Source organism: Shinella sp. H4-D48 (assembly GCF_022637395.1).
GTDB lineage: Bacteria > Pseudomonadota > Alphaproteobacteria > Rhizobiales > Rhizobiaceae > Shinella > Shinella sedimenti.
Window position 1 is genome coordinate 1,069,060 of the sequence record NZ_CP093337.1, and the last position, 18,014, is coordinate 1,087,073.

Annotated in this window: 16 protein-coding genes; 7 read left to right on the top strand and 9 right to left on the bottom strand. The window is 63.3% G+C overall.

Annotation, left to right across the window (positions count from 1 at the left end; all coding sequences use genetic code 11):
* Positions 1 to 138: 138 nt before the first annotated feature.
* The 4 genes from MNR02_RS05120 to trxB form a co-directional block, all read right to left on the bottom strand.
* Positions 139 to 1,260 (bottom strand): alkene reductase, encoded by a 1,122-nt coding sequence (locus MNR02_RS05120; protein WP_241948318.1) that lies wholly within the window; start codon positions 1,258 to 1,260, stop codon positions 139 to 141.
* Positions 1,257 to 1,601, bottom strand: a complete 345-nt coding sequence (locus MNR02_RS05125; protein WP_241948319.1) for a helix-turn-helix transcriptional regulator — start codon at positions 1,599 to 1,601, stop codon at positions 1,257 to 1,259. Before MNR02_RS05125 ends, MNR02_RS05120 begins: the two co-directional genes overlap by 4 nt.
* Before the next feature lie 490 nt (positions 1,602 to 2,091).
* Entirely contained in the window at positions 2,092 to 2,988 is an 897-nt protein-coding gene (locus MNR02_RS05130; protein WP_134647264.1) for a LysR family transcriptional regulator VtlR, read from the bottom strand.
* Between the two features lie 113 nt (positions 2,989 to 3,101).
* Entirely contained in the window at positions 3,102 to 4,091 is a 990-nt protein-coding gene (gene trxB, locus MNR02_RS05135) for a thioredoxin-disulfide reductase (protein ID WP_241948320.1), read from the bottom strand.
* 254 nt (positions 4,092 to 4,345) lie between these two features.
* On the opposite strand from trxB, the gene MNR02_RS05140 reads away from it, so the two are divergent.
* A complete protein-coding gene (locus MNR02_RS05140; RefSeq protein WP_241598151.1) occupies positions 4,346 to 4,813 on the top strand; it encodes an Lrp/AsnC family transcriptional regulator in 468 nt (155 codons plus the stop codon).
* Between the two features lie 6 nt (positions 4,814 to 4,819).
* On the opposite strand, the gene MNR02_RS05145 is transcribed toward MNR02_RS05140, so the two are convergent.
* Entirely contained in the window at positions 4,820 to 5,887 is a 1,068-nt protein-coding gene (locus MNR02_RS05145) for a glycosyltransferase family 4 protein (RefSeq protein WP_371746714.1), read from the bottom strand.
* Positions 5,888 to 5,898: 11 nt separating this feature from the next.
* Positions 5,899 to 6,375, bottom strand: coding sequence for a transcription elongation factor GreA (gene greA / locus MNR02_RS05150; protein WP_241598152.1), 477 nt, complete (start codon positions 6,373 to 6,375; stop codon positions 5,899 to 5,901).
* A gap of 223 nt (positions 6,376 to 6,598) precedes the next feature.
* On the opposite strand from greA, the gene MNR02_RS05155 reads away from it, so the two are divergent.
* The 5 genes from MNR02_RS05155 to MNR02_RS05175 all read left to right on the top strand — a co-directional run bounded on the left by MNR02_RS05155 (position 6,599) and on the right by MNR02_RS05175 (position 11,336).
* Positions 6,599 to 6,862, top strand: a complete 264-nt coding sequence (locus tag MNR02_RS05155; RefSeq protein ID WP_241948321.1) for a hypothetical protein — start codon at positions 6,599 to 6,601, stop codon at positions 6,860 to 6,862.
* Positions 6,863 to 7,267: 405 nt separating this feature from the next.
* Positions 7,268 to 7,612: a hypothetical protein gene (locus MNR02_RS05160; protein WP_241948828.1), complete on the top strand. Its 345-nt coding sequence runs from the start codon at positions 7,268 to 7,270 to the stop codon at positions 7,610 to 7,612.
* A 10-nt stretch (positions 7,613 to 7,622) separates the two neighbouring features.
* Complete coding sequence (locus tag MNR02_RS05165) at positions 7,623 to 8,588, top strand: SDR family oxidoreductase (protein WP_241948322.1); 966 nt, start codon at positions 7,623 to 7,625, stop codon at positions 8,586 to 8,588.
* 61 nt (positions 8,589 to 8,649) lie between these two features.
* The gene (locus MNR02_RS05170; RefSeq protein WP_241948323.1) at positions 8,650 to 9,879 is read left to right on the top strand and encodes a putative DNA modification/repair radical SAM protein; all 1,230 of its coding nucleotides are present in this window, start codon (positions 8,650 to 8,652) and stop codon (positions 9,877 to 9,879) included.
* Positions 9,879 to 11,336 carry a UdgX family uracil-DNA binding protein gene (locus MNR02_RS05175; RefSeq protein WP_241948324.1) on the top strand — a complete coding sequence of 486 codons (1,458 nt, stop codon included), beginning with the start codon at positions 9,879 to 9,881 and terminating at the stop codon, positions 11,334 to 11,336. The genes MNR02_RS05170 and MNR02_RS05175 overlap by 1 nt, the downstream gene beginning before the upstream one ends.
* Before the next feature lie 82 nt (positions 11,337 to 11,418).
* Here the strand turns inward: MNR02_RS05175 and carB are convergent, their stop codons facing one another.
* Complete coding sequence (gene carB / locus MNR02_RS05180; RefSeq protein WP_241948325.1) at positions 11,419 to 14,901, bottom strand: carbamoyl-phosphate synthase large subunit; 3,483 nt, start codon at positions 14,899 to 14,901, stop codon at positions 11,419 to 11,421.
* A 241-nt stretch (positions 14,902 to 15,142) separates the two neighbouring features.
* On the bottom strand, positions 15,143 to 15,949 hold the full coding sequence (blaOXA, locus tag MNR02_RS05185; RefSeq protein WP_241948326.1) for a class D beta-lactamase: 807 nt from the start codon (positions 15,947 to 15,949) through the stop codon (positions 15,143 to 15,145).
* 110 nt (positions 15,950 to 16,059) lie between these two features.
* Between blaOXA and MNR02_RS05190 the strand changes: the two genes are divergently transcribed.
* Positions 16,060 to 16,947 carry a LysR family transcriptional regulator gene (locus MNR02_RS05190; protein ID WP_241948327.1) on the top strand — a complete coding sequence of 296 codons (888 nt, stop codon included), beginning with the start codon at positions 16,060 to 16,062 and terminating at the stop codon, positions 16,945 to 16,947.
* On the opposite strand, the gene MNR02_RS05195 is transcribed toward MNR02_RS05190, so the two are convergent.
* The gene (locus MNR02_RS05195; protein ID WP_241948829.1) at positions 16,944 to 17,975 is read right to left on the bottom strand and encodes a zinc-dependent alcohol dehydrogenase family protein; all 1,032 of its coding nucleotides are present in this window, start codon (positions 17,973 to 17,975) and stop codon (positions 16,944 to 16,946) included. The genes MNR02_RS05190 and MNR02_RS05195 overlap by 4 nt on opposite strands.
* Between the last annotated feature and the right edge of the window lie 39 nt (positions 17,976 to 18,014).

The following is an 18,014-nucleotide window of genomic DNA, read 5'->3' on the forward strand; positions in this document are numbered from 1 at the left end:
TCCGTGGCAGATGATCCGTCAGTAGATGTAGCCGCGCCGCGCGAAAAGAAAACGCCCGCGTGATGCAACGCGCGCGTTTTATCTTGGGGACGCGAGCAGACCGGAGGATGTCGGCCCTCCGGCCGTGGCTTCAACCGGTCAGGCGACGTTCTCCAGCGCCGGGTAGTCGGTGTACCCCTTCGCGCCGCCGCCATAGAAGGTGCCCTGGTCCGGGGCGTTGAGAACCGTGTCGTTCTTCAGGCGCGTGACGAGGTCGGGGTTGGAGATGAAGAGCTTGCCAAAGGCGACAAGGTCTGCCTTGCCTTCCTCGATCGCGTCGATGGCCATTTCGCGGTTGTAGCCGTTGTTGACCATCCAGGCGGCTTTCCCGCCCGCGGCCCGGTAGGCGGCGCGCAGGGCATCGTAATCGAAGGGGGCGTCGCCCTGCTGGAAATCACGCGGACCGCCCGTGGCGCCCTCTATGACGTGGACATAGGCGAGGTCGTGGCGCGCAAGCCCTTCGACGACATGGGTGAAGAGCGGCTGCGGTGCCGGATCAAAGGCGTCGTTGGCTGGTGTCACGGGCGAGATACGGATAGCAGTGCGGCCGGCGCCGATTTCGGAGGCGATCGCATCGACCACTTCGAAGAGGAAGCGGGCGCGGTTTTCGATCGAGCCGCCGTAGTTGTCGTCGCGCTGGTTGCTGCCCGAGCGCAGGAACTGGTCGATCAGGTAGCCATTCGCGGCGTGGATCTCAACAGCGTCGAAGCCGGCGTCGATGGAGGCGCGCGCCGCGCGGCGATAGTCTTCCACGATGCCGGCAATCTCCTCAGGGGCAAGCGGCCGTGGCTCTGATGTCTCGGCGAAGGAGCCGCTGCCATCGGCATCGATGAGATAGGTCTTCGACTTGGCGCGGATGGCAGAGGGGGCAACGGGCTTGCCGCCATTCGGCTGCAGGCTGTCATGAGAGATACGGCCGACATGCCACATCTGCACGACGATCTTGCCGCCGGACTTGTGCACGGCGTCCGTCACCTGGCGCCAGCCGGCAAGCGCTTCCGGCGTGTAGAGGCCGGGCACGTCGGCGTATCCCTGACCCTGCTGGGTGATCGGCGTTCCCTCGGTGATGATGAGGCCGGCCGACGCGCGCTGCTCGTAATAGGCGGCGTTCAACGTGTTCGGTACTGCGCCCGGAGAGCGGTTGCGCGTCAGCGGCGCCATGACGATACGGTTGGCAAGCTGGATATCGCCGATCTTGATGGGGTCGAAGAGCGAGGTCATGGAGTATCCTTTTTCTGGCTGGGTGCCGGCTCGAGGGTGCTGTTGATGTGGTGGAGAAAGGCGGCGATTTTGTCTTCGTCGCGTTTGAAGAACACCCATTGGCCGACCTTGCGCGTCGTCACGAGACCGGCGCGTTGCAGCGTGGCGAGATGGGCGGAAACGGTGGACTGCGAAAGATCGCAGCGCTTTTCGATCTGTCCGGCGCACACGCCGAAGTCCAGCGGATGCTCCTGGCCGGCGAAATAGGCCTGCGGCTCCTTCAGCCAGGCAAGGATCTCCAGCCGCGTGGGATGGGCCAGCGCCTTCAGGATCTCGTCTGTGTCGGTGTCGGGGGCGGTCATGCCTTTTGTGTCCGGTCCTTTGTATATCGCTTTTACCCGATATTGTGATCGTGTCTGCGCGATACAAGGGCGGCAGCAAAAAAAGAGGGCCACAAGCGTAAGCCTGGGCCCTGCAAAGTTTGAAGGTCAAGAACCTCCAGAGGGGAACAGCCAGCGCGCGGTAGTGGGAGGAGAAAGACCGCATGTGCGTTGGCTGAAATGAATATGGGGGAGGGCCTGAGTTTCTTCAAGGCAAGCGCATACCAAGTTTTGCAAGAAACTTGGAAATTTCAACTTGGCCAATGAAAGGCAAAAAAAGAGGGCCACAAGATCAACTTGGGCCCTTTATAGTTTTGAAGGTAATAAAACCTCCAGAGGGGAACAGCTGGTGCGGTGGCACTGGGAGGAAAAAGCCACCGAAATGCATCAGCTGGGCGCGATATGATGCTTTTCTGAGCATGCGGCAACCATTTAATGTGCATGCCAGCCATGCGTAGGGCGCAGGCCTTGGTCAGAAGTTCCAGTTTCGGGCCTTGGCAACGATGAAATCCCTGAAAACCTTGAGTTTCGCCGAGTTTTTCATTTCGCTCGGATAGCAGAAATACGTATCGAAGGAGGGAATATCCGCGCTCAGTGGAAGCTGAAGCAGGCCGGGATCGCGCCCGACGATGTAATCGGGAAGCATAGCGACCCCGATTCCCAGCAGGCACGCGCGCTTGATCGACGTCTGGCTGTTGATTTGCAGGATGGAGGGGCGGGGATTGTCCGAATCGCGTCCGGCGATCTCCAGCCAGTTGACGTCGAGCAGGTAATTGGGGGCCGGCTCGCCGAAGGTGATGATCCTGTGGTTGTCGAGGTCGTCGATTGACTGCGGCTCGCCATAGCGGTTGATGTAGGACGGTGCTGCATAGATATGCATGTGCACCGTGAACAGACGCCGCTGGATGAGGTCCGACTGCTGCGGTTCGCGCAGTCGGATGGCGCAGTCGGCGTGACGCATGTTCACGTCCAGCTCCTCGTTGTCGAGGATGAGCTGCACCTGCATGTCAGGATAGAGCGCGAGGAATTCCTGCACCTTGTCGGTCAGCCAGCCCTGACCAAGACCGACGGTCGTGGTAATGCGCAGCTTGCCGCTCGGCTTCTCGGTGTTTTCCGTCAGCTGGACGCGCACGCCTTCGAGCTTCATCAGCACGTCGTGCGCTGTCCGGTAGAGGATTTCACCCTGTTCGGTCAGGATCAGACCGCGTGCATGGCGATGGAACAGCTTGATGCCGACATCCTGCTCCAGCGCGCTGACCTGCCGGCTGATGGCCGATTGAGACAGGTGCAGCTTGTCTGCCGCGTGCGTGAACGAGCCGGCCTCGGCCGCGGCGTGAAATATCCGCAGCTTATCCCAATCGAGCGGCATTCTATCCCCCATAAGTCCCTCCTGCGGGCAGACGACGTCTCCCGCTCGGTCGCTGATTCAACTGTTCCCACGTGGGAGGTCGGATGGAATCCGCCTCCCTTGGTTGGCGGCTTCTACTCGGCCGCAATTGCGACAGGCATATGACCTGCAAGGTACTTTTCGGTTTCCAGGGCTGCCATGCAGCCCATGCCGGCGGCCGTCACTGCCTGGCGATAGATGTCGTCGGTCACGTCGCCGGCGGCAAAAACGCCCGGCACGTCCGTCGCGGTGGAATCGGGCGCGGTCCACAGGTAACCGTTCGGCTTGAGGCGCAGCTTGCCCTTGAAGAGTTCGACGGCCGGGGCATGGCCGATCGCCACGAAGACGCCGTCGGTCGCCATGTCGCTGATGTCGCCCGTTTTGACGTTGCGCAGCCGCACGCCGTTGACGGAGGCCGGCATCGGCGGCTTCGGATCAGCGCCCAGATATTCCAGCACTTCATGGTCCCAGACGATCTTGACGTTTTCCTTGGCGAACAGGCGCTCCTGCAGGATGCGCTCGGCACGGAAGGTGTCGCGGCGGTGCACGACGGTCACGGTCTTCGCGAGGTTGGCGAGGTAAAGCGCTTCCTCGACAGCCGAGTTGCCGCCGCCCACGACGATGACGTCCTTGTTGCGATAGAAGAAGCCGTCGCAGGTCGCGCAGGCCGAAACGCCGAAGCCCATGAACTTGTGCTCGGTCTCGATGCCGAGCCACTTGGCCTTGGCGCCGGTAGCGATGATCAGCGCGTCGGCGGTCCATTCGGTGCCGCTGTCGGTTGAGATGCGGAAGGGACGCACGTCGAGGTCGACATTCGTCACGAGGTCGTTGACGATCTCGGAGCCGACATGCTGGGCCTGCTTGAGCATCTGCTCCATCATCCAGGGCCCCTGGACCGGATCAGCATAGCCCGGATAGTTTTCCACATCCGTGGTGATCATCAGCTGGCCGCCCTGTTCCATACCGGCGATCAGCACGGGTTCCAGCATGGCGCGGGCCGTGTAGATGGCGGCGGTGTAGCCGGCGGGGCCGGAGCCGATGATCAGCACCTTGACGTGGCGAGAATTCGCGGAGGCGGCGGACATGGTCGTTCCTTTCGGGGCACTCTACCCCAAATCGGCCCCGCCGCGCGGCGTCGTTGCGCAGGGTAGGCCCAGCATTATCGTTGTTCAGGTCTCATTTATGAGGGGACTGCCGCGAGTTTCAAGTGCGCGCAGGCCGTTGCCAACAACCAAGCGGACCCCCGTGACATATTTGTGCCTCTTGCAGTAACAATGTTGCGCTGTTGCGCCGATTCGGATCACTTCCGGTCGCCTTCCCGAAAGGTCTGAAAATCTCCATGTTCCGTGCCGAACTTGATGCCATCGACATCCGTATCCTGAAGGAACTCCAGGCGGATGGCCGGATGACCAATGTGGAGCTTGCCGCGCGTGCCGGCATTTCTGCGCCACCCTGTCTGCGCCGCGTGCGCAAGCTGGAGGAGGCGGGTATCATCGAGGGCTATACGGCACTCCTGAACGCGCCGGCACTCGGTTATGATCTCGTAGCCTTCTGCATGGTCGGGCTCAAGCACCAGTCGGAAGCCAATCTCAAGGCGTTTGCAGCGGCGACCGGCGAATGGCCGATGGTGCGTCAGGCCTGGATGGTGTCGGGCGACAGCGATTACCTGCTGCACTGCGTGGCGGAAAACCTCACTCGTTTCCAGGATTTCGTCATCGAGGAACTGACCGCCAATGCGCAGGTCGATACCGTGCGCACCATGCTGACGATCCGCCAGGTCAAGAAGGTCGGGCTGGTCGAGCTTTAAGCCCGTTCAAAGGCCGATCGCGCGGGAATAGACCTCGCCCAGCCGCTGGGCTTCTTTCTCGATCGCAAAATGGGTCGCGACATGGCTCCGCCCCCGTTCGCCGGCCGCCTCACGACGGGTGTCATCGTCGAGCAGGGCCGCAGCCGCGGAGATCATTGCCGACAGATCGTTGATGGCGATGAGCATGCCGGTCTCTTCCGTGCCGCTTACGATCTGCTCGCTGAAGGCGCCCACGTCCGTCGCGACGACGGGAACACCGCTTGCCATCGCTTCGAGCGGGGTGAGACCGAAACCTTCCCATCGCTGCGGAGCAATGAACAGGTCCAGCGCCCGGTACCAGTCATTGATATTGGTGTGCTCACCGACGAAGAGGATGCGCTCGGACAAGCCTGCCTTCTCGACCTTCCGTTTCAGTTCCGCCTCGAAAGCGGCATGCTGCGGTGTGGTCCGGCCCGCGACAACGGCCGACCACTCCGGCCGCTCGGGCAGGAGTGCGATCATCGCATCGACGAAGAGGTCCGTGCCCTTCTGGTGGCGGACGCGGCCGAAACAGCCGACGAATTTCCGGTTCGCATCCAGTCCGCAGGCTTTCTTCGCCGCGATCTTGTCCGCCGGTGGCGAGAAACGGGCGATATCGATGCCGTGCAGGACGACGGTATTGGGTACGCGAAGATAGGATGCCGTCTTCTGGCTTGTCGCGACAACCGCATCCATCTTGGAAACGAGAAAACGGGTCCAGCCGCTATGGGCGCGCTGCGAGGCGGAGGTGAAGACCAGTCTGAGCTTCATGCGCAGGAGATCGCGCATGAGGATACCCGGCAACATTTCGAGGTTGCGCCGGGCATGCCATACGCGGAATGGTTTTTGCGCCGGCGCCTTCCAGAGAGCAGGAAGGTGACGCCAACGCATCGCCGGCAGGTTCGCAGGCAAGCCCGGCCCGAGGGTTGAAACCTTCTGGCCGAGCCGGTTCTGTATCGGGACAAGCTGGATGATCGTGGACGTCACGCCGGATAGCCGTCGCTTGAAATTCGGCGCGATGACCTCAACGTCCTGCATGTCCTTTATGTATGCCATGGAGTGCTGGTTCAGCCCCAGGTCACGGCGAGGATTTCGTAGGCCTTGGCGCCGCCGGGCGCGTTCACCTCGATCGAATCGCCGACTTCCTTGCCGATGAGGGCACGCGCGATGGGCGAGGAAATGGAGATGCGGCCCTGCTTCACGTCGGCTTCCTGGTCGCCGACGATCTGGTAGACCTTCTCTTCATCCGTGTCCTCGTCGATGAGCTTGACCCGCGCACCGAACTTGATCTTGTCGCCGGACATCTTGGAGAGGTCGATCACCTCGGCGCGGGCGACGAAATCCTCCAGCTCCGTGATGCGGCCTTCATTGTGGCTCTGGGCTTCCTTGGCCGCGTGGTACTCGGCGTTTTCCGACAGGTCGCCATGGGCGCGCGCCTCGGCAATCGCTTCAATGATTCGCGGGCGCTCTTCCTGCTGACGCCAGCGCAGTTCCTCCTGCAGCTTGACGAAACCGCCCTGAGTCATCGGCACCTTTTCAACCATTTTATCCCGTCCTTCAGAATGCGCCGCGCGGATTTCAGCCCGCGTAAAACGCAAAAGAAAACGGTCCCCGGAGAAGAATCCCCGGAACCGTCTGAAACATTCGAACGCCCCTTATAACAGATTGCCTGCTGTAAAAGCCAGTTTTTTCGCCGCAGGGGTCAGGTGCGCCCCCGCCGGAACATTCGCCCAGGGCTTCCGTTAGCCGTTAAGCCAGGAGGCAAGAATGGCCATCGAAAACGCGATTCATCTGGAAGGCAGGATCAACGCACACCGGCGACTGTTAGTGGAACTCGTTTCCGTCATGGCCGGTATTCCCGAGGCGCGCGAGGCGCTCGTCGCCATGGCGCGCGACAATGAAACGGTTGTCGACCATGAGGAGGATCCGGGCAGCGACCCCGATCCAGCCTTTGCCGCTCAGCAGATCGCCGACGATGAACTGCGCGCGATCCTCAAAGCGGCGATGGCGCGTCTCGAAACCAGAGTGTGAGGAAAGACCATGAGCGTGATGCACAAGATATCGGGTTACTTCAAGCAGCTCGCCGGCGAGGTTTCCGGCAACCAGGCGCTGCATGACGAGGGTCGCCGCGAGGCGGGCTATCAGGAAAAGGACGAGCAGGTGGTTCCCGTGGCACCTGTCGCTGTTGCAGGTTCCGGCGGTGTTGTGTCCGCGCAGACGGGGCGAAGGACGGTTGTTGAAGCCGACGCGGTTCCGCAGTTCATGGTTTCTCAGGCGGGCGGCACCAATGACGGCGTTGCTAGTGCCAAGCCGCGCGTGATCACTGGCAGCGACGATGCGACGGCCCACCGCACCCTACCCGGCACGCCGGCCCCGGGCGCCGACTGGTCCGTCGGCTACGACGAACACGCGCCGCGGCAGGACACGGAGGCGCCGGTGACAGATTATTCCGATGTCGAGCAGTTGCAGCTCTACCGGCTCGTTCCGATCGCGGCGCCGTCCGATCCCAACTGGGATAACGCGCAGAACCAGGGTGAAGTCGTGGTGCGGGCCCGTTCCAGCGGCGATGCCCGCGTTGTCGCGGCCGAAGCGGAGCTGGATTTCACCGAAATCGATGCGCTTCCCGGCGACGGGAATTCCACGACGTCATCGAGCGCTTTCCGCAACGAAAAGCTTTACACCGTCGTCGACGAGACGAACTCCGCCTATTCGGTCGATGGTCCGCGTGGTGTGGTCGACGGCACGGTTCGTGTCGACAATATCCGCCCAACCCAGCTTTGAGGAGGTCGTCATGAGCCCGAGCCAATCCGCACGGACGGCTGCCAAACAGCGCAATATCCAAGACGACGTGGCCAAGGCCGACCGCAAGGGCGGCAAGCAGGGTGAGGAGGCCATGCAGGCCGGCGCGCGCCTCTATCCCGTGCCGCCCTTTCCCAAGCAGCACCAGCCGAAACCGGGCGTGGAGGCGACGCTCGATCCGCCACCGATGTATGATGCGCCGTTCTACAAGGGATCGGGCAAGCTGGAAGGGAAGGTCGCGCTCATCACGGGTGGCGATTCCGGAATCGGTCGCTCGGTCGCGGTGCTCTATGCGCGGGAGGGTGCAGATATCGCCATCTGCCACCTCGAAGAGGGCAGGGATGCCAAGGACACCATTGCCGCCGTCGAGGCGGAAGGGCGTCGTTGCCTCGCCTTCGCCGGCGACGTCAAGGACAAGGCATTCTGCGTCCAGACGGTAGAATGCGTCGCGCGCGATCTTGGCCGGCTCGATGTCCTCGTCAACAATGCCGCCTTTCAGGTCCATAGCAAGGATATCCTTGACCTGACTGAGGAGCATTTCGACGAGACGCTGAAGACCAATCTCTACGGCTATTTCTACATGGCGCAGGCCGCCATTGCGCACATGGAGCCGGGTTCGGCGATCATCAACACGGGCTCCGTCACGGGACTGGAGGGCTCCAAGGATCTCATTGACTATTCCACGACGAAGGGCGGCATTCATGCCTTTACCCGTTCGCTTGCCAGCCAGCTCGTGCCGCGCGGCATTCGCGTGAATGCGGTTGCGCCGGGTCCGGTCTGGACGCCGCTCAACCCTTCCGACAAGGAAGCCGAGGATGTCTCGAAATTCGGCGCGAAGACGCCGATGAAGCGGCCCGCCCAGCCGGAAGAGCTTGCGCCGGCCTATGTGTTTCTCGCGTCGCCGCAGTGCTCCAGTTACATCACCGGCGAGGTGCTTCCCATCATCGGCGGCTATTGAGCCGCCGACCCAGCCCGCCTTTCGCATTGACTCTCGGCGCAAGAACATATAGTGAACAAATATGAAGAAATCGCTGCAGAAACGTTTGGCCATTCTGTCGGATGCCGCCAAATACGATGCCTCTTGCGCATCGAGCGGAACGGAAAAACGCGACTCTGTGAAGTCGGGAGGCCTCGGCTCCACGGAAGGGGCGGGGATCTGCCATGCCTATGCACCGGACGGGCGATGCATTTCGCTCTTGAAGATCCTGCTCACCAATTTCTGCGTTTTCGATTGCGCCTATTGTATCAACCGTTCTTCCAGCAATGTGGAGCGCGCACGCTTCACGCCTGATGAGGTGGTATGGCTGACGCTGGAATTCTACCGGCGCAATTATATCGAGGGACTGTTCCTGTCGTCGGGCATCATCCGTTCGCCCGATCATACAATGGGTGAAATGGTTCGGGTGGTGCGCGACCTGCGTACCGTGCACGGCTTTCGTGGTTACATCCACCTCAAGTCCATTCCGGATGCATCGCCCGAACTTATCGAGGAGGCGGGGCTTTATGCCGACCGCCTGTCGCTCAATATCGAGCTGCCGACGGATGCCGGCATCGGGCGTTTCGCGCCGGAAAAACGGCCGGAAGGTATTCGGCGCGCCATGGGCGACCTGCGCCGCAAGATCGAGGCGGCCGGTGAGCCGACGCTGCGCACGAAGCAGCGCAAGCGTTTCGTGCCCGGCGGCCAGAGCACACAGATGATCGTCGGTGCCGACGGCGCCGACGACGCGACCATTCTGAAGACCAGCGCGCGGCTTTATGGCAGCTACGGGCTGAAACGGGTCTATTATTCCGCCTTCAGCCCCATTCCCGATGCCTCGCGCGCGCTGCCGCTGATCAAGCCACCGCTCGTGCGTGAGCACCGGCTCTATCAGGCGGATTGGCTCTATCGCTTCTATGGCTTCGGGGTGGATGAGATCACGGCTTCGACGGGCGGCATGCTTGATCTCGATATGGACCCCAAGCTCGCCTGGGCGCTTGCCAATCGTGCGCGTTTTCCTGTCGATGTGAACCGGGCGGAGCGCGAAATGCTGCTGCGGGTTCCGGGCATGGGTACCAAGACGGTGACGGCCATCCTGTCCAGCCGGCGTTTCCGGCGCCTGCGGCTGGAGGACCTGGCGCGGCTCGGCGTCTCGCTGCGCAAGGTGCGCGCCTTCATCGAGGCGGAAGGCTGGACACCGCGGCAGCTTGCCGACCGTGCGGACCTGAAGACGCTGTTTGCGCGCAAACCGGAACAGCTTTCGTTGCTCTGATGCACACGATCCCTATCCTTGGCCGGGGTGATTTTTCCGAATGGCGCGATGCCGCGCGCGCACTCGCTGCCGCCGGCATCTCGCCGCGCGAGGTTGACTGGCGGGTCAATGGATCGGAAGAGCTGTTCGAAGTCGAGGCCCCCGAATTGCCCGCGCCATCCGCCACGGCGCCGCCGCTCACCGTTCCGCCCGCGTTCCTGCCGCTGGCCGAGGCCGTGGTCTGCCATACGGAGCCGGGCCGGTTCCATCTGCTCTACCGGCTGCTCTGGCGGCTGCAATCCGATAAGCGCCTGTTGGAGCTTTCGGCCGACAAGGACGTGGCCTGGGCGCGAATTTTGGCCAAGAACATCCATCGCGACAGCCACAAGATGACGGCCTTCGTGCGGTTCAAGGAAATTCCCGGTGCAGTGGAGGGGCGGCGGCGTTTCTTCGCCTGGTTCGAGCCGACGCATTTCGTCGTTGCCCGCACCGCGCCCTTCTTTCGGCGACGTTTTGCCGACATGGACTGGATCATCGCCACGCCAAAGGGTACGGCGAGTTGGGATGGCGAGAGCCTGATCTTCGATACGCGGCCGGGCGACAATCCCGGTCATGGCGATCCGACCGACGATCTGTGGCGTACCTATTATGCCAATATCTTCAATCCGGCGCGGCTGAAGCTGAAGGCCATGCAGGCGGAGATGCCGAAGAAATACTGGCGTCATCTACCCGAAGCCGACCTGATCCCCGAACTCATCGCCAATGCCGAGGCGAATGTGCGCGCCATGGCCGAGCGCGCGGCGAGCGATCCGCCGCTCTTCCACTATCGCCTGCGCGAGAATGCGCCGGCACTGCGGCAGATCATACCGGCCGAGGCCGATACCATCGACGGGCTTCGCGAGGAGGCGCGTCACTGCCAGCGCTGCCCGCTGCACTGCACAGCCACCCAGACCGTGTTCGGTGAGGGCCCGCCGGCTGCCCGCATCATGATGGTCGGCGAGCAGCCGGGCGACCAGGAAGACCTTGCCGGCCGCCCCTTCGTCGGCCCGGCGGGCAAGGTCTTCGATGCCGTGCTGAAGCAGGCCGATATTGCGCGCGAGACGCTTTATCTCACCAATGCGGTGAAGCACTTCAAATACGAGCCGCGCGGCAAGCGCCGCATTCACCAGAAGCCGGACCGCAACGAAATCGAGCATTGCCGCTGGTGGCTGGCCAAGGAGGTGGAACTCGTCAAGCCGAAGCTCATCGTGGCACTCGGCGCGACCGCCGTCTTTGCGCTCAGCGGCGAACGCAAGCCGCTCAGCCAGTTGCGCGGCAAGCCGATCACCATGCAGGGCGAGGTCGTGCTCTACCCGACCATCCACCCGTCCTTCCTGTTGCGCCTGCCGGATGAGGCCGAACGCAAACGACAACACGCCCTCTTCGTGGAGGACATGCAGATGGTGCGGCATCTCTCGGAGACGATGGCGGCAGCGTGATCGGTCGCACGGAGTTGCGTCTCCATAAAAGAGAGCCGGGTGGCGGACCAACCGGCTCATTCTATTCGACCTGTTCGACGTCTCAGAAATACGACTGCAACGGACGCACTTCGAGCTGGCCCTGCTTGAGGGCCCGGATGGCCTGGGCGGCGGCGAGCGCGCCGGCCATGGTGGTGTAGTAAGGCACCTTCTGCATCAGCGCGGCGCGGCGCAGCGACTTCGAATCCGAGATCGCCTTGTTGCCGTCGGTCGTGTTGATGACCAGCTGGACCTGACGGTTGCGGATGGCATCCTCGATATGCGGACGGCCTTCCTGCACCTTGTTGATCTTGATGGCCTCGATGCCCTTTTCGGCGAGGAAGCGGGCGGTGCCGGAGGTTGCCATCACCTTGAAGCCGATCCCGGTCAGAATGTTGATGGCGGGCAGCACACGATCCTTGTCCTCGTCGCGTACCGACACGAAGACCGTGCCTTCGCGCGGCAGGTCGACGCCGGCGCCGAGCTGCGACTTGGCGAAGGCCAGCGCGAAGTCCGTGTCGAGGCCGATGACCTCGCCGGTCGAGCGCATTTCCGGGCCGAGCAGCGTATCGACGCCCGGGAAGCGGGCAAACGGGAACACGGCTTCCTTGACGGCGATGTGCTTGAGGTTGCGCGGGTCGGGCTTCTTGCCATAGGCAGCAATCGCGGCGTCGAGGCCTTCGCCGGCCATGACGCGAGCAGCGATCTTGGCGATCGGCGCACCGATGGTCTTGGCCACGAAGGGCACGGTGCGCGAGGCGCGCGGGTTGACTTCCAGAACGTAGATCGTGCCGTCCTTGATGGCGTATTGCACGTTCATCAGGCCGCCGACATTGAGCGCCTTTGCGAGGGCTTTCGTCTGGCGCTCCAGCTCGTCGACGATCTCGTTGGAGAGCGTGTGGACCGGCAGCGAGCAGGCACTATCGCCCGAATGGATGCCGGCTTCCTCGATATGCTCCATGATGCCGGAGACGAAGACGTCCTTGCCGTCGCAGAGCGCGTCGACGTCGACTTCCACGGCATTCGACAGGTAGCTGTCGAAGAGCAGCGGGTTCTTGCCGAGCAGGGTGTTGATCTGGCCGGTCTTGTCGTTCGGGTAGCGCTGCTTGATGTCCTCGGGCACCAGTTCCGGCACCGTGTCGAGCAGGTAGGTCTGCAACATCGATTCCGAATGGATGATCTGCATGGCGCGGCCGCCGAGAACGTAGGACGGGCGCACGACGAGCGGGAAGCCGATTTCGCCTGCGACCAGGCGGGCCTGCTCGACCGAGTAGGCGATGCCGTTGTTCGGCTGGGCGAGGTCGAGCTTCTGGAGGAGCTTCTGGAAGCGGTCACGGTCTTCGGCAAGGTCGATCATGTCGGGCGCGGTGCCGAGGATCGGGATGCCGTTCTTCTCCAGCGCCTCGGCCAGCTTCAGCGGCGTCTGGCCGCCGAACTGCACGATGACGCCGACGAGCTCGCCATTGGTCTGCTCGGCCTTCAGGATCTCGATGACGTCTTCGGCCGTCAGCGGCTCGAAATAGAGGCGGTCGGAGGTGTCGTAGTCGGTCGAGACGGTTTCCGGGTTGCAGTTGACCATGATCGCCTCATAGCCGGCATCCTTCAGCGCGAAGGCGGCGTGGCAGCAGCAATAGTCGAACTCGATGCCCTGGCCGATACGGTTCGGGCCGCCGCCGAGGATGACGACCTTCTTGCGGTCGGAAATGCCGGCTTCCGAGCGTGTGGCGCCGGCGAACGGCGTCTCGTAGGTCGAGTACATGTAGGCGGTCGGCGAGGCGAACTCGGCCGCGCAGGTGTCGATGCGCTTGAAGACCGGGCGCACGTTCAGGCCGTTGCGGAGTTCCGCGACTTCCTTCGGACGCTTGCCGGAGAGCGTGGCAAGGCGCGCGTCGGAGAAGCCCATGGCCTTCAGCATGCGCAGGTTTTCGGCGTCGGCGGGCAGGCCATGCTCGCGGATGCGGACCTCCATATCGACAATGGCCTTGAATTGCTCGAGGAACCATGGGTCGATCTTCGAGCCCTCGTGCACCTCCTCCAGCGACAGGCCAAGGCGCAGCGCCTGGGCAACCATGCGCAGGCGGTCCGGCGTCGGCGTGGAGATGGCGGCGCGGATGGCGTTCTTGTCGTTGCCGTCGCCGAGGCCCGGGATTTCGATCTCGTCGAGGCCGGTCAGACCCGTTTCGAGGCCGCGCAGCGCCTTCTGAAGCGATTCGGCGAAGGTGCGGCCGATGGCCATGACTTCACCGACCGACTTCATGGCGGTGGTCAGCGTCGGCTCGGCGCCGGGGAACTTTTCGAAGGCGAAACGAGGGATCTTCGTGACGACATAGTCGATGGACGGTTCGAACGAAGCAGGCGTCGCGCCGCCGGTAATGTCGTTCTCCAGCTCGTCGAGCGTGTAGCCGATGGCGAGCTTTGCCGCGATCTTGGCGATGGGGAAGCCGGTGGCCTTGGAGGCGAGGGCGGAGGACCGCGAAACGCGCGGGTTCATTTCGATGACGACGAGGCGGCCGTTCTTCGGATTGACGGCGAACTGCACGTTCGAGCCGCCGGTCTCCACGCCGATCTCGCGCAGCACCGCAATCGAGGCGTTGCGCATGATCTGGTATTCCTTGTCCGTGAGGGTCAAGGCCGGCGCGACGGTGATCGAGTCACCCGTGTGGACGCCCATCGGGTCGATGTTCTCGATGGAGCAGATGATGATGCAGTTGTCCGCCTTGTCGCGGACGACTTCCATCTCGTATTCCTTCCAGCCGAGCACGGACTCTTCGATCAGCACTTCGGTGGTGGGCGAGGCGTCGAGACCGGAATTGACGATCTCGAAGAATTCCGAGCGGTTGTAGGCGATGCCGCCGCCGGTGCCGCCAAGCGTGAAGGACGGGCGGATGATGGCGGGCAGGCCGATTTCGTCGAGCGCCTGCGCGCCGATCGCCATGGCATGGCTCATATAACGCTGCTTGCGGTCGGTCTCGCCGAGGTTCCACTGGTTTTCCAGCTCGTCCAGCGCCTTGTCGAGCGCTTCGCCGGACAGTTCGGCCTTGAGCTTGGCGCGCTGGGCCTCATGAACCTTGCGGTCCTGGTCCTTGATCTCGGTGGCGTTGGCGAGCAGCGACTTCGGCGTCTCCAGGCCGATGCGGGCCATGGCCTCGCGGAAGAGCGCGCGGTCTTCGGCCATGTCGATGGCGGCGGGCTTGGCGCCGATCATCTCGACATTGTAGCGGTCGAGAACGCCCATGCGCTTCAGGGAGAGCGCTGTGTTGAGCGCCGTCTGGCCGCCCATCGTCGGCAGCAGCGCGTCCGGGCGTTCCTTGGCGATGATCTTGGCGACGACTTCGGGCGTGATGGGCTCGACATAGGTTGCGTCTGCCAGGCCCGGGTCCGTCATGATCGTTGCCGGGTTGGAGTTGACGAGGATGACCCGGTAGCCTTCCTCCTTCAGCGCCTTGCAGGCCTGGGTGCCGGAATAATCGAATTCACAGGCCTGACCGATGACGATCGGCCCCGCGCCGATGATGAGGATCGATTTCAAATCTTGGCGCTTGGGCATATCTCTATCCGTTCTTCCGCTTTGCCGCGTGCGCGAAAAACCGGCATGGCGATGGGTTCACCGGGCCGGGCGCGCAAAAGTGGTCTTTCAAGGCTAGAAGCGGCTTATAGGCAAATGCGGGGGCGAGCGGAACCCCGAAAATTGCCCCGTCGACAGGAAAAATGCGGCGCGCGGGATCAGGCGCTCGGGGCGGTGCCGGCCGGGGGCGTGCTCCCCGCACCATAGCGGGGAGCGACAGGCCTCAGTTCTTCGCCAGAATGGCCGGCAGTTCGGCGAGGATGCCGTCGCGGGCGCGCAGGCTGGTGCGTGGTTCTTCCTTCTTCTCATCCTGCAACAGGCGCGCGAAAACGACCGTACGATCGTCGCGCCGCGCCCAGCCGACATACCAGCCCCATGGTTTGGCATAATCGAAACTGCCGTCCGCCTTGCGGGGATAGGCCATGCCGGTCTTGCCCTGTGCGTGCCAGCCGCCGGCAATGTCCTTTCCTTCGACGATCTCCATGGCCGCGTCCATGGCGTTGGCGGAGACCGGCAGTTCGTGGTTCACGAGCTTGGCGAGAAACGCCACCTGCTCGCGTGGCGATATTTTCAAGGAGGACGCGATCCAAGCGCGTTCCAGGCCGTTGTCCTTGCCGGGATCGCCCGTCATGTCGCCATTGCCGTAGCCTAAGGCATCCGCATAGTCGCGCAGCTGCTCGTAGCCAAGGAATTCGGTGATGCGCTGCGAATACCAGACGACCGAAAACTCCATCCAGCGCTTCGGCGTGGTCGGCTGGCGCCAGTTGTCGCCGCCCCAATCCGGATAGCCCTTCATGAAGGGCAGGACCGGTTCTTCCGCGTTTTCCAGAAAGCCGGCATCGTAGCCCATGACGGCAAGAGGAACCTTGAAGGTGGAGGCGGGCGTCACCCGTGTCTTGCAGTCGCCCTTTTCCAGAATCACCGCACCGTCGGCGGCGTCAGTGACGATGGTACAAATAATGCGGGCTTCGGCCGGCGTGCAGAGGCTTGCAGCCAGCAGGGCGCCGGCCGCGAAAAGACGGATATCCATCACGGTTTCCTTGAATTCTGAATGACTTGCGCATTGTGGATAGCAATGATCTGATGCCGGGACAAAAGATCAATACTGGTCTCAGCCATTAGGAAAATTGGGGCATTGCCATGGTTCGGCCCTATCTGCCGCTGAACGCCTTCCGCGCCTTCGAGGCGTCGGCGCGCCATCTCTCCTTCACGCGCGCTGCCATCGAGCTGAACGTGACGCAGGCGGCGGTCAGCCATCAGGTGAAGAGCCTGGAGGAGCAATTGAACGTCGTGCTCTTCAAGCGGCTGCCGCGCGGGCTGATGATCACGGCGGAGGGCGAGAGCCTGCTGCCGGTGCTGCGCGACAGTTTCGATCGCATGGCCGACGTCGTGGAGCGGTTCCGGGGCGGACATGTGCGGGAAATCCTGACGGTCGGTGCGGTCGGCACCTTCGCCGTCGGCTGGCTTCTGCCGCGCCTTGCGGGATTTCGCGAGCGCCATCCCTTCGTGGAAATCAGGCTTTCGACCAACAACAACCGTGTCGACCTCGCTGCCGAAGGGCTCGATTTCGCCATCCGCTTCGGGGCCGGCGCGTGGCACGGCACGGATGCCGTCAGGCTGTTCGATGCGCCGCTTTCCGTGCTCGCCATCCCCACCATCGCGCGCGGGCTGAAGACGCCGGAGGACCTGCTCGGCCTGACGCTCCTGCGCTCCTATCGGCGGGACGAGTGGACGCGCTGGTTCGAGGCCGCCGGCTTGCCGCGCACCCCGCCGCCGCAGAACGCCATCGTCTTCGACACCTCGCTCGCCATGATGGAGGCGGTGCTGCAGGGGGAGGGCGTGGGCCTCGCTCCGCCGCTGATGTTTTCCCGGCTGCTTTCGGCCGGCACCGTCGTCCAGCCCTTCGAGACCAGCGTCGCGCTCGGCAGCTACTGGCTGACCCGCCTGCAATCGCGCAGCCTCACCCCGGCCATGTCGGCCTTCGCGGCATGGCTGGAGGAGACCGTGGCGGCGGAGGCGCTTGGCTAGTTTTTAAGGCCTGGCATCACAAGCACCTTCACCTCTCCAGGCCGGGGCGGGTTCGCCACGGCGTCCGGCAGGGCTTCGAGGCCGATGCGGCGCGAGATCAGCGGCTCGACCCGGATCGTTCCCTCCGCGATCAGGGCGGCGGCGCGGGCATGGGTATCGGGGTTGAGGAAAGCGGTCAGCACACGCACTTCCCGAAACAGCAGGTCGAAAGGCTCGATGGCGACCGTCTCGCCCTGCGGCATCACGCCGAGAATGACGACGGTGCCGCCGTTGCGGGCGAGTTTCGGCGCGTCCGCCACGGTCTCCGCCACGCCGGCGCATTCGATGACGACATCCGCGCCACCGGGCAGCAGGCCGCCCCGACCGCTGATTCCCTCGACCACATTGCCGCTGCCAGGATCGAAGGATGCAGTCGCGCCGGTTGCTTCCGCCAGCTGACGGCGCGTGGCCTGGCGGGTGACGAGGATGACGGAGGTCGCTCCGGCCAGCCTTGCGAGCTGCACCACCAGCATGCCGATGACCCCGCCGCCGAGCACGACGACGGAACTGCCCCGGTGGATGCCGGCCATGTCGATGCCGTGCAGGCAGCAGGCCAGCGGCTCGCAGAACGCGCCGTGCTCGGGCTGTAGCGACAGCGGCAGTTCATGGGCCTGCCTTTGCGGCACCAGCACATAGTCCGCAAAGCCGCCGTCGCGGTGGATGCCGATGGCCTGAAGGTTTTCGCACAGATTGATGCGGCCGCGCCGGCACTGGGCGCAGCGTCCGCAATGGATGTTGGGATTTCCGGTGATGCGCATGCCGGGGCGGAAATCGATCACGGCATCGCCGACGGCCTCCACGATGCCGGAGAATTCGTGGCCGAGCGTCACCGGAGGCCTGCAGGGGAATGTGCCGTGCAGGAGGTGACGGTCGGTGCCGCAGATGCCGGCAGCCTCGACCCGCACGAGAAGCTCGTCCGGGCCTGGTGACGGCTTTTCCACCTCGCGCAAGCGAAATTCGCCGATCGCATCCAGCCGCGCCGCCTCCATATCTTCCTCCACTTTTCCTCGGTGTGGATTGGAGCGGGG

Excerpts from the sequence above, each read along its gene's own strand:
- MNR02_RS05140 (WP_241598151.1), top strand. The coding sequence starts at position 4,346 with ATGTTCCGTGCCGAACTTGATGCCATCGACATCCGTATCCTGAAGGAA.
- greA (WP_241598152.1), bottom strand. The coding sequence starts at position 6,375 with ATGGTTGAAAAGGTGCCGATGACTCAGGGCGGTTTCGTCAAGCTGCAG.
- MNR02_RS05130 (WP_134647264.1), bottom strand. The coding sequence starts at position 2,988 with ATGCCGCTCGATTGGGATAAGCTGCGGATATTTCACGCCGCGGCCGAG.
- MNR02_RS05125 (WP_241948319.1), bottom strand. The coding sequence starts at position 1,601 with ATGACCGCCCCCGACACCGACACAGACGAGATCCTGAAGGCGCTGGCC.
- MNR02_RS05155 (WP_241948321.1), top strand. The coding sequence starts at position 6,599 with ATGGCCATCGAAAACGCGATTCATCTGGAAGGCAGGATCAACGCACAC.
- MNR02_RS05145 (WP_371746714.1), bottom strand. The coding sequence starts at position 5,887 with ATGGCATACATAAAGGACATGCAGGACGTTGAGGTCATCGCGCCGAAT.
- MNR02_RS05165 (WP_241948322.1), top strand. The coding sequence starts at position 7,623 with ATGAGCCCGAGCCAATCCGCACGGACGGCTGCCAAACAGCGCAATATC.
- carB (WP_241948325.1), bottom strand. The coding sequence starts at position 14,901 with ATGCCCAAGCGCCAAGATTTGAAATCGATCCTCATCATCGGCGCGGGG.
- MNR02_RS05190 (WP_241948327.1), top strand. The coding sequence starts at position 16,060 with ATGGTTCGGCCCTATCTGCCGCTGAACGCCTTCCGCGCCTTCGAGGCG.
- MNR02_RS05120 (WP_241948318.1), bottom strand. The coding sequence starts at position 1,260 with ATGACCTCGCTCTTCGACCCCATCAAGATCGGCGATATCCAGCTTGCC.
- MNR02_RS05170 (WP_241948323.1), top strand. The coding sequence starts at position 8,650 with ATGAAGAAATCGCTGCAGAAACGTTTGGCCATTCTGTCGGATGCCGCC.
- MNR02_RS05195 (WP_241948829.1), bottom strand. The coding sequence starts at position 17,975 with ATGGAGGCGGCGCGGCTGGATGCGATCGGCGAATTTCGCTTGCGCGAG.
- MNR02_RS05175 (WP_241948324.1), top strand. The coding sequence starts at position 9,879 with ATGCACACGATCCCTATCCTTGGCCGGGGTGATTTTTCCGAATGGCGC.
- blaOXA (WP_241948326.1), bottom strand. The coding sequence starts at position 15,949 with ATGGATATCCGTCTTTTCGCGGCCGGCGCCCTGCTGGCTGCAAGCCTC.
- trxB (WP_241948320.1), bottom strand. The coding sequence starts at position 4,091 with ATGTCCGCCGCCTCCGCGAATTCTCGCCACGTCAAGGTGCTGATCATC.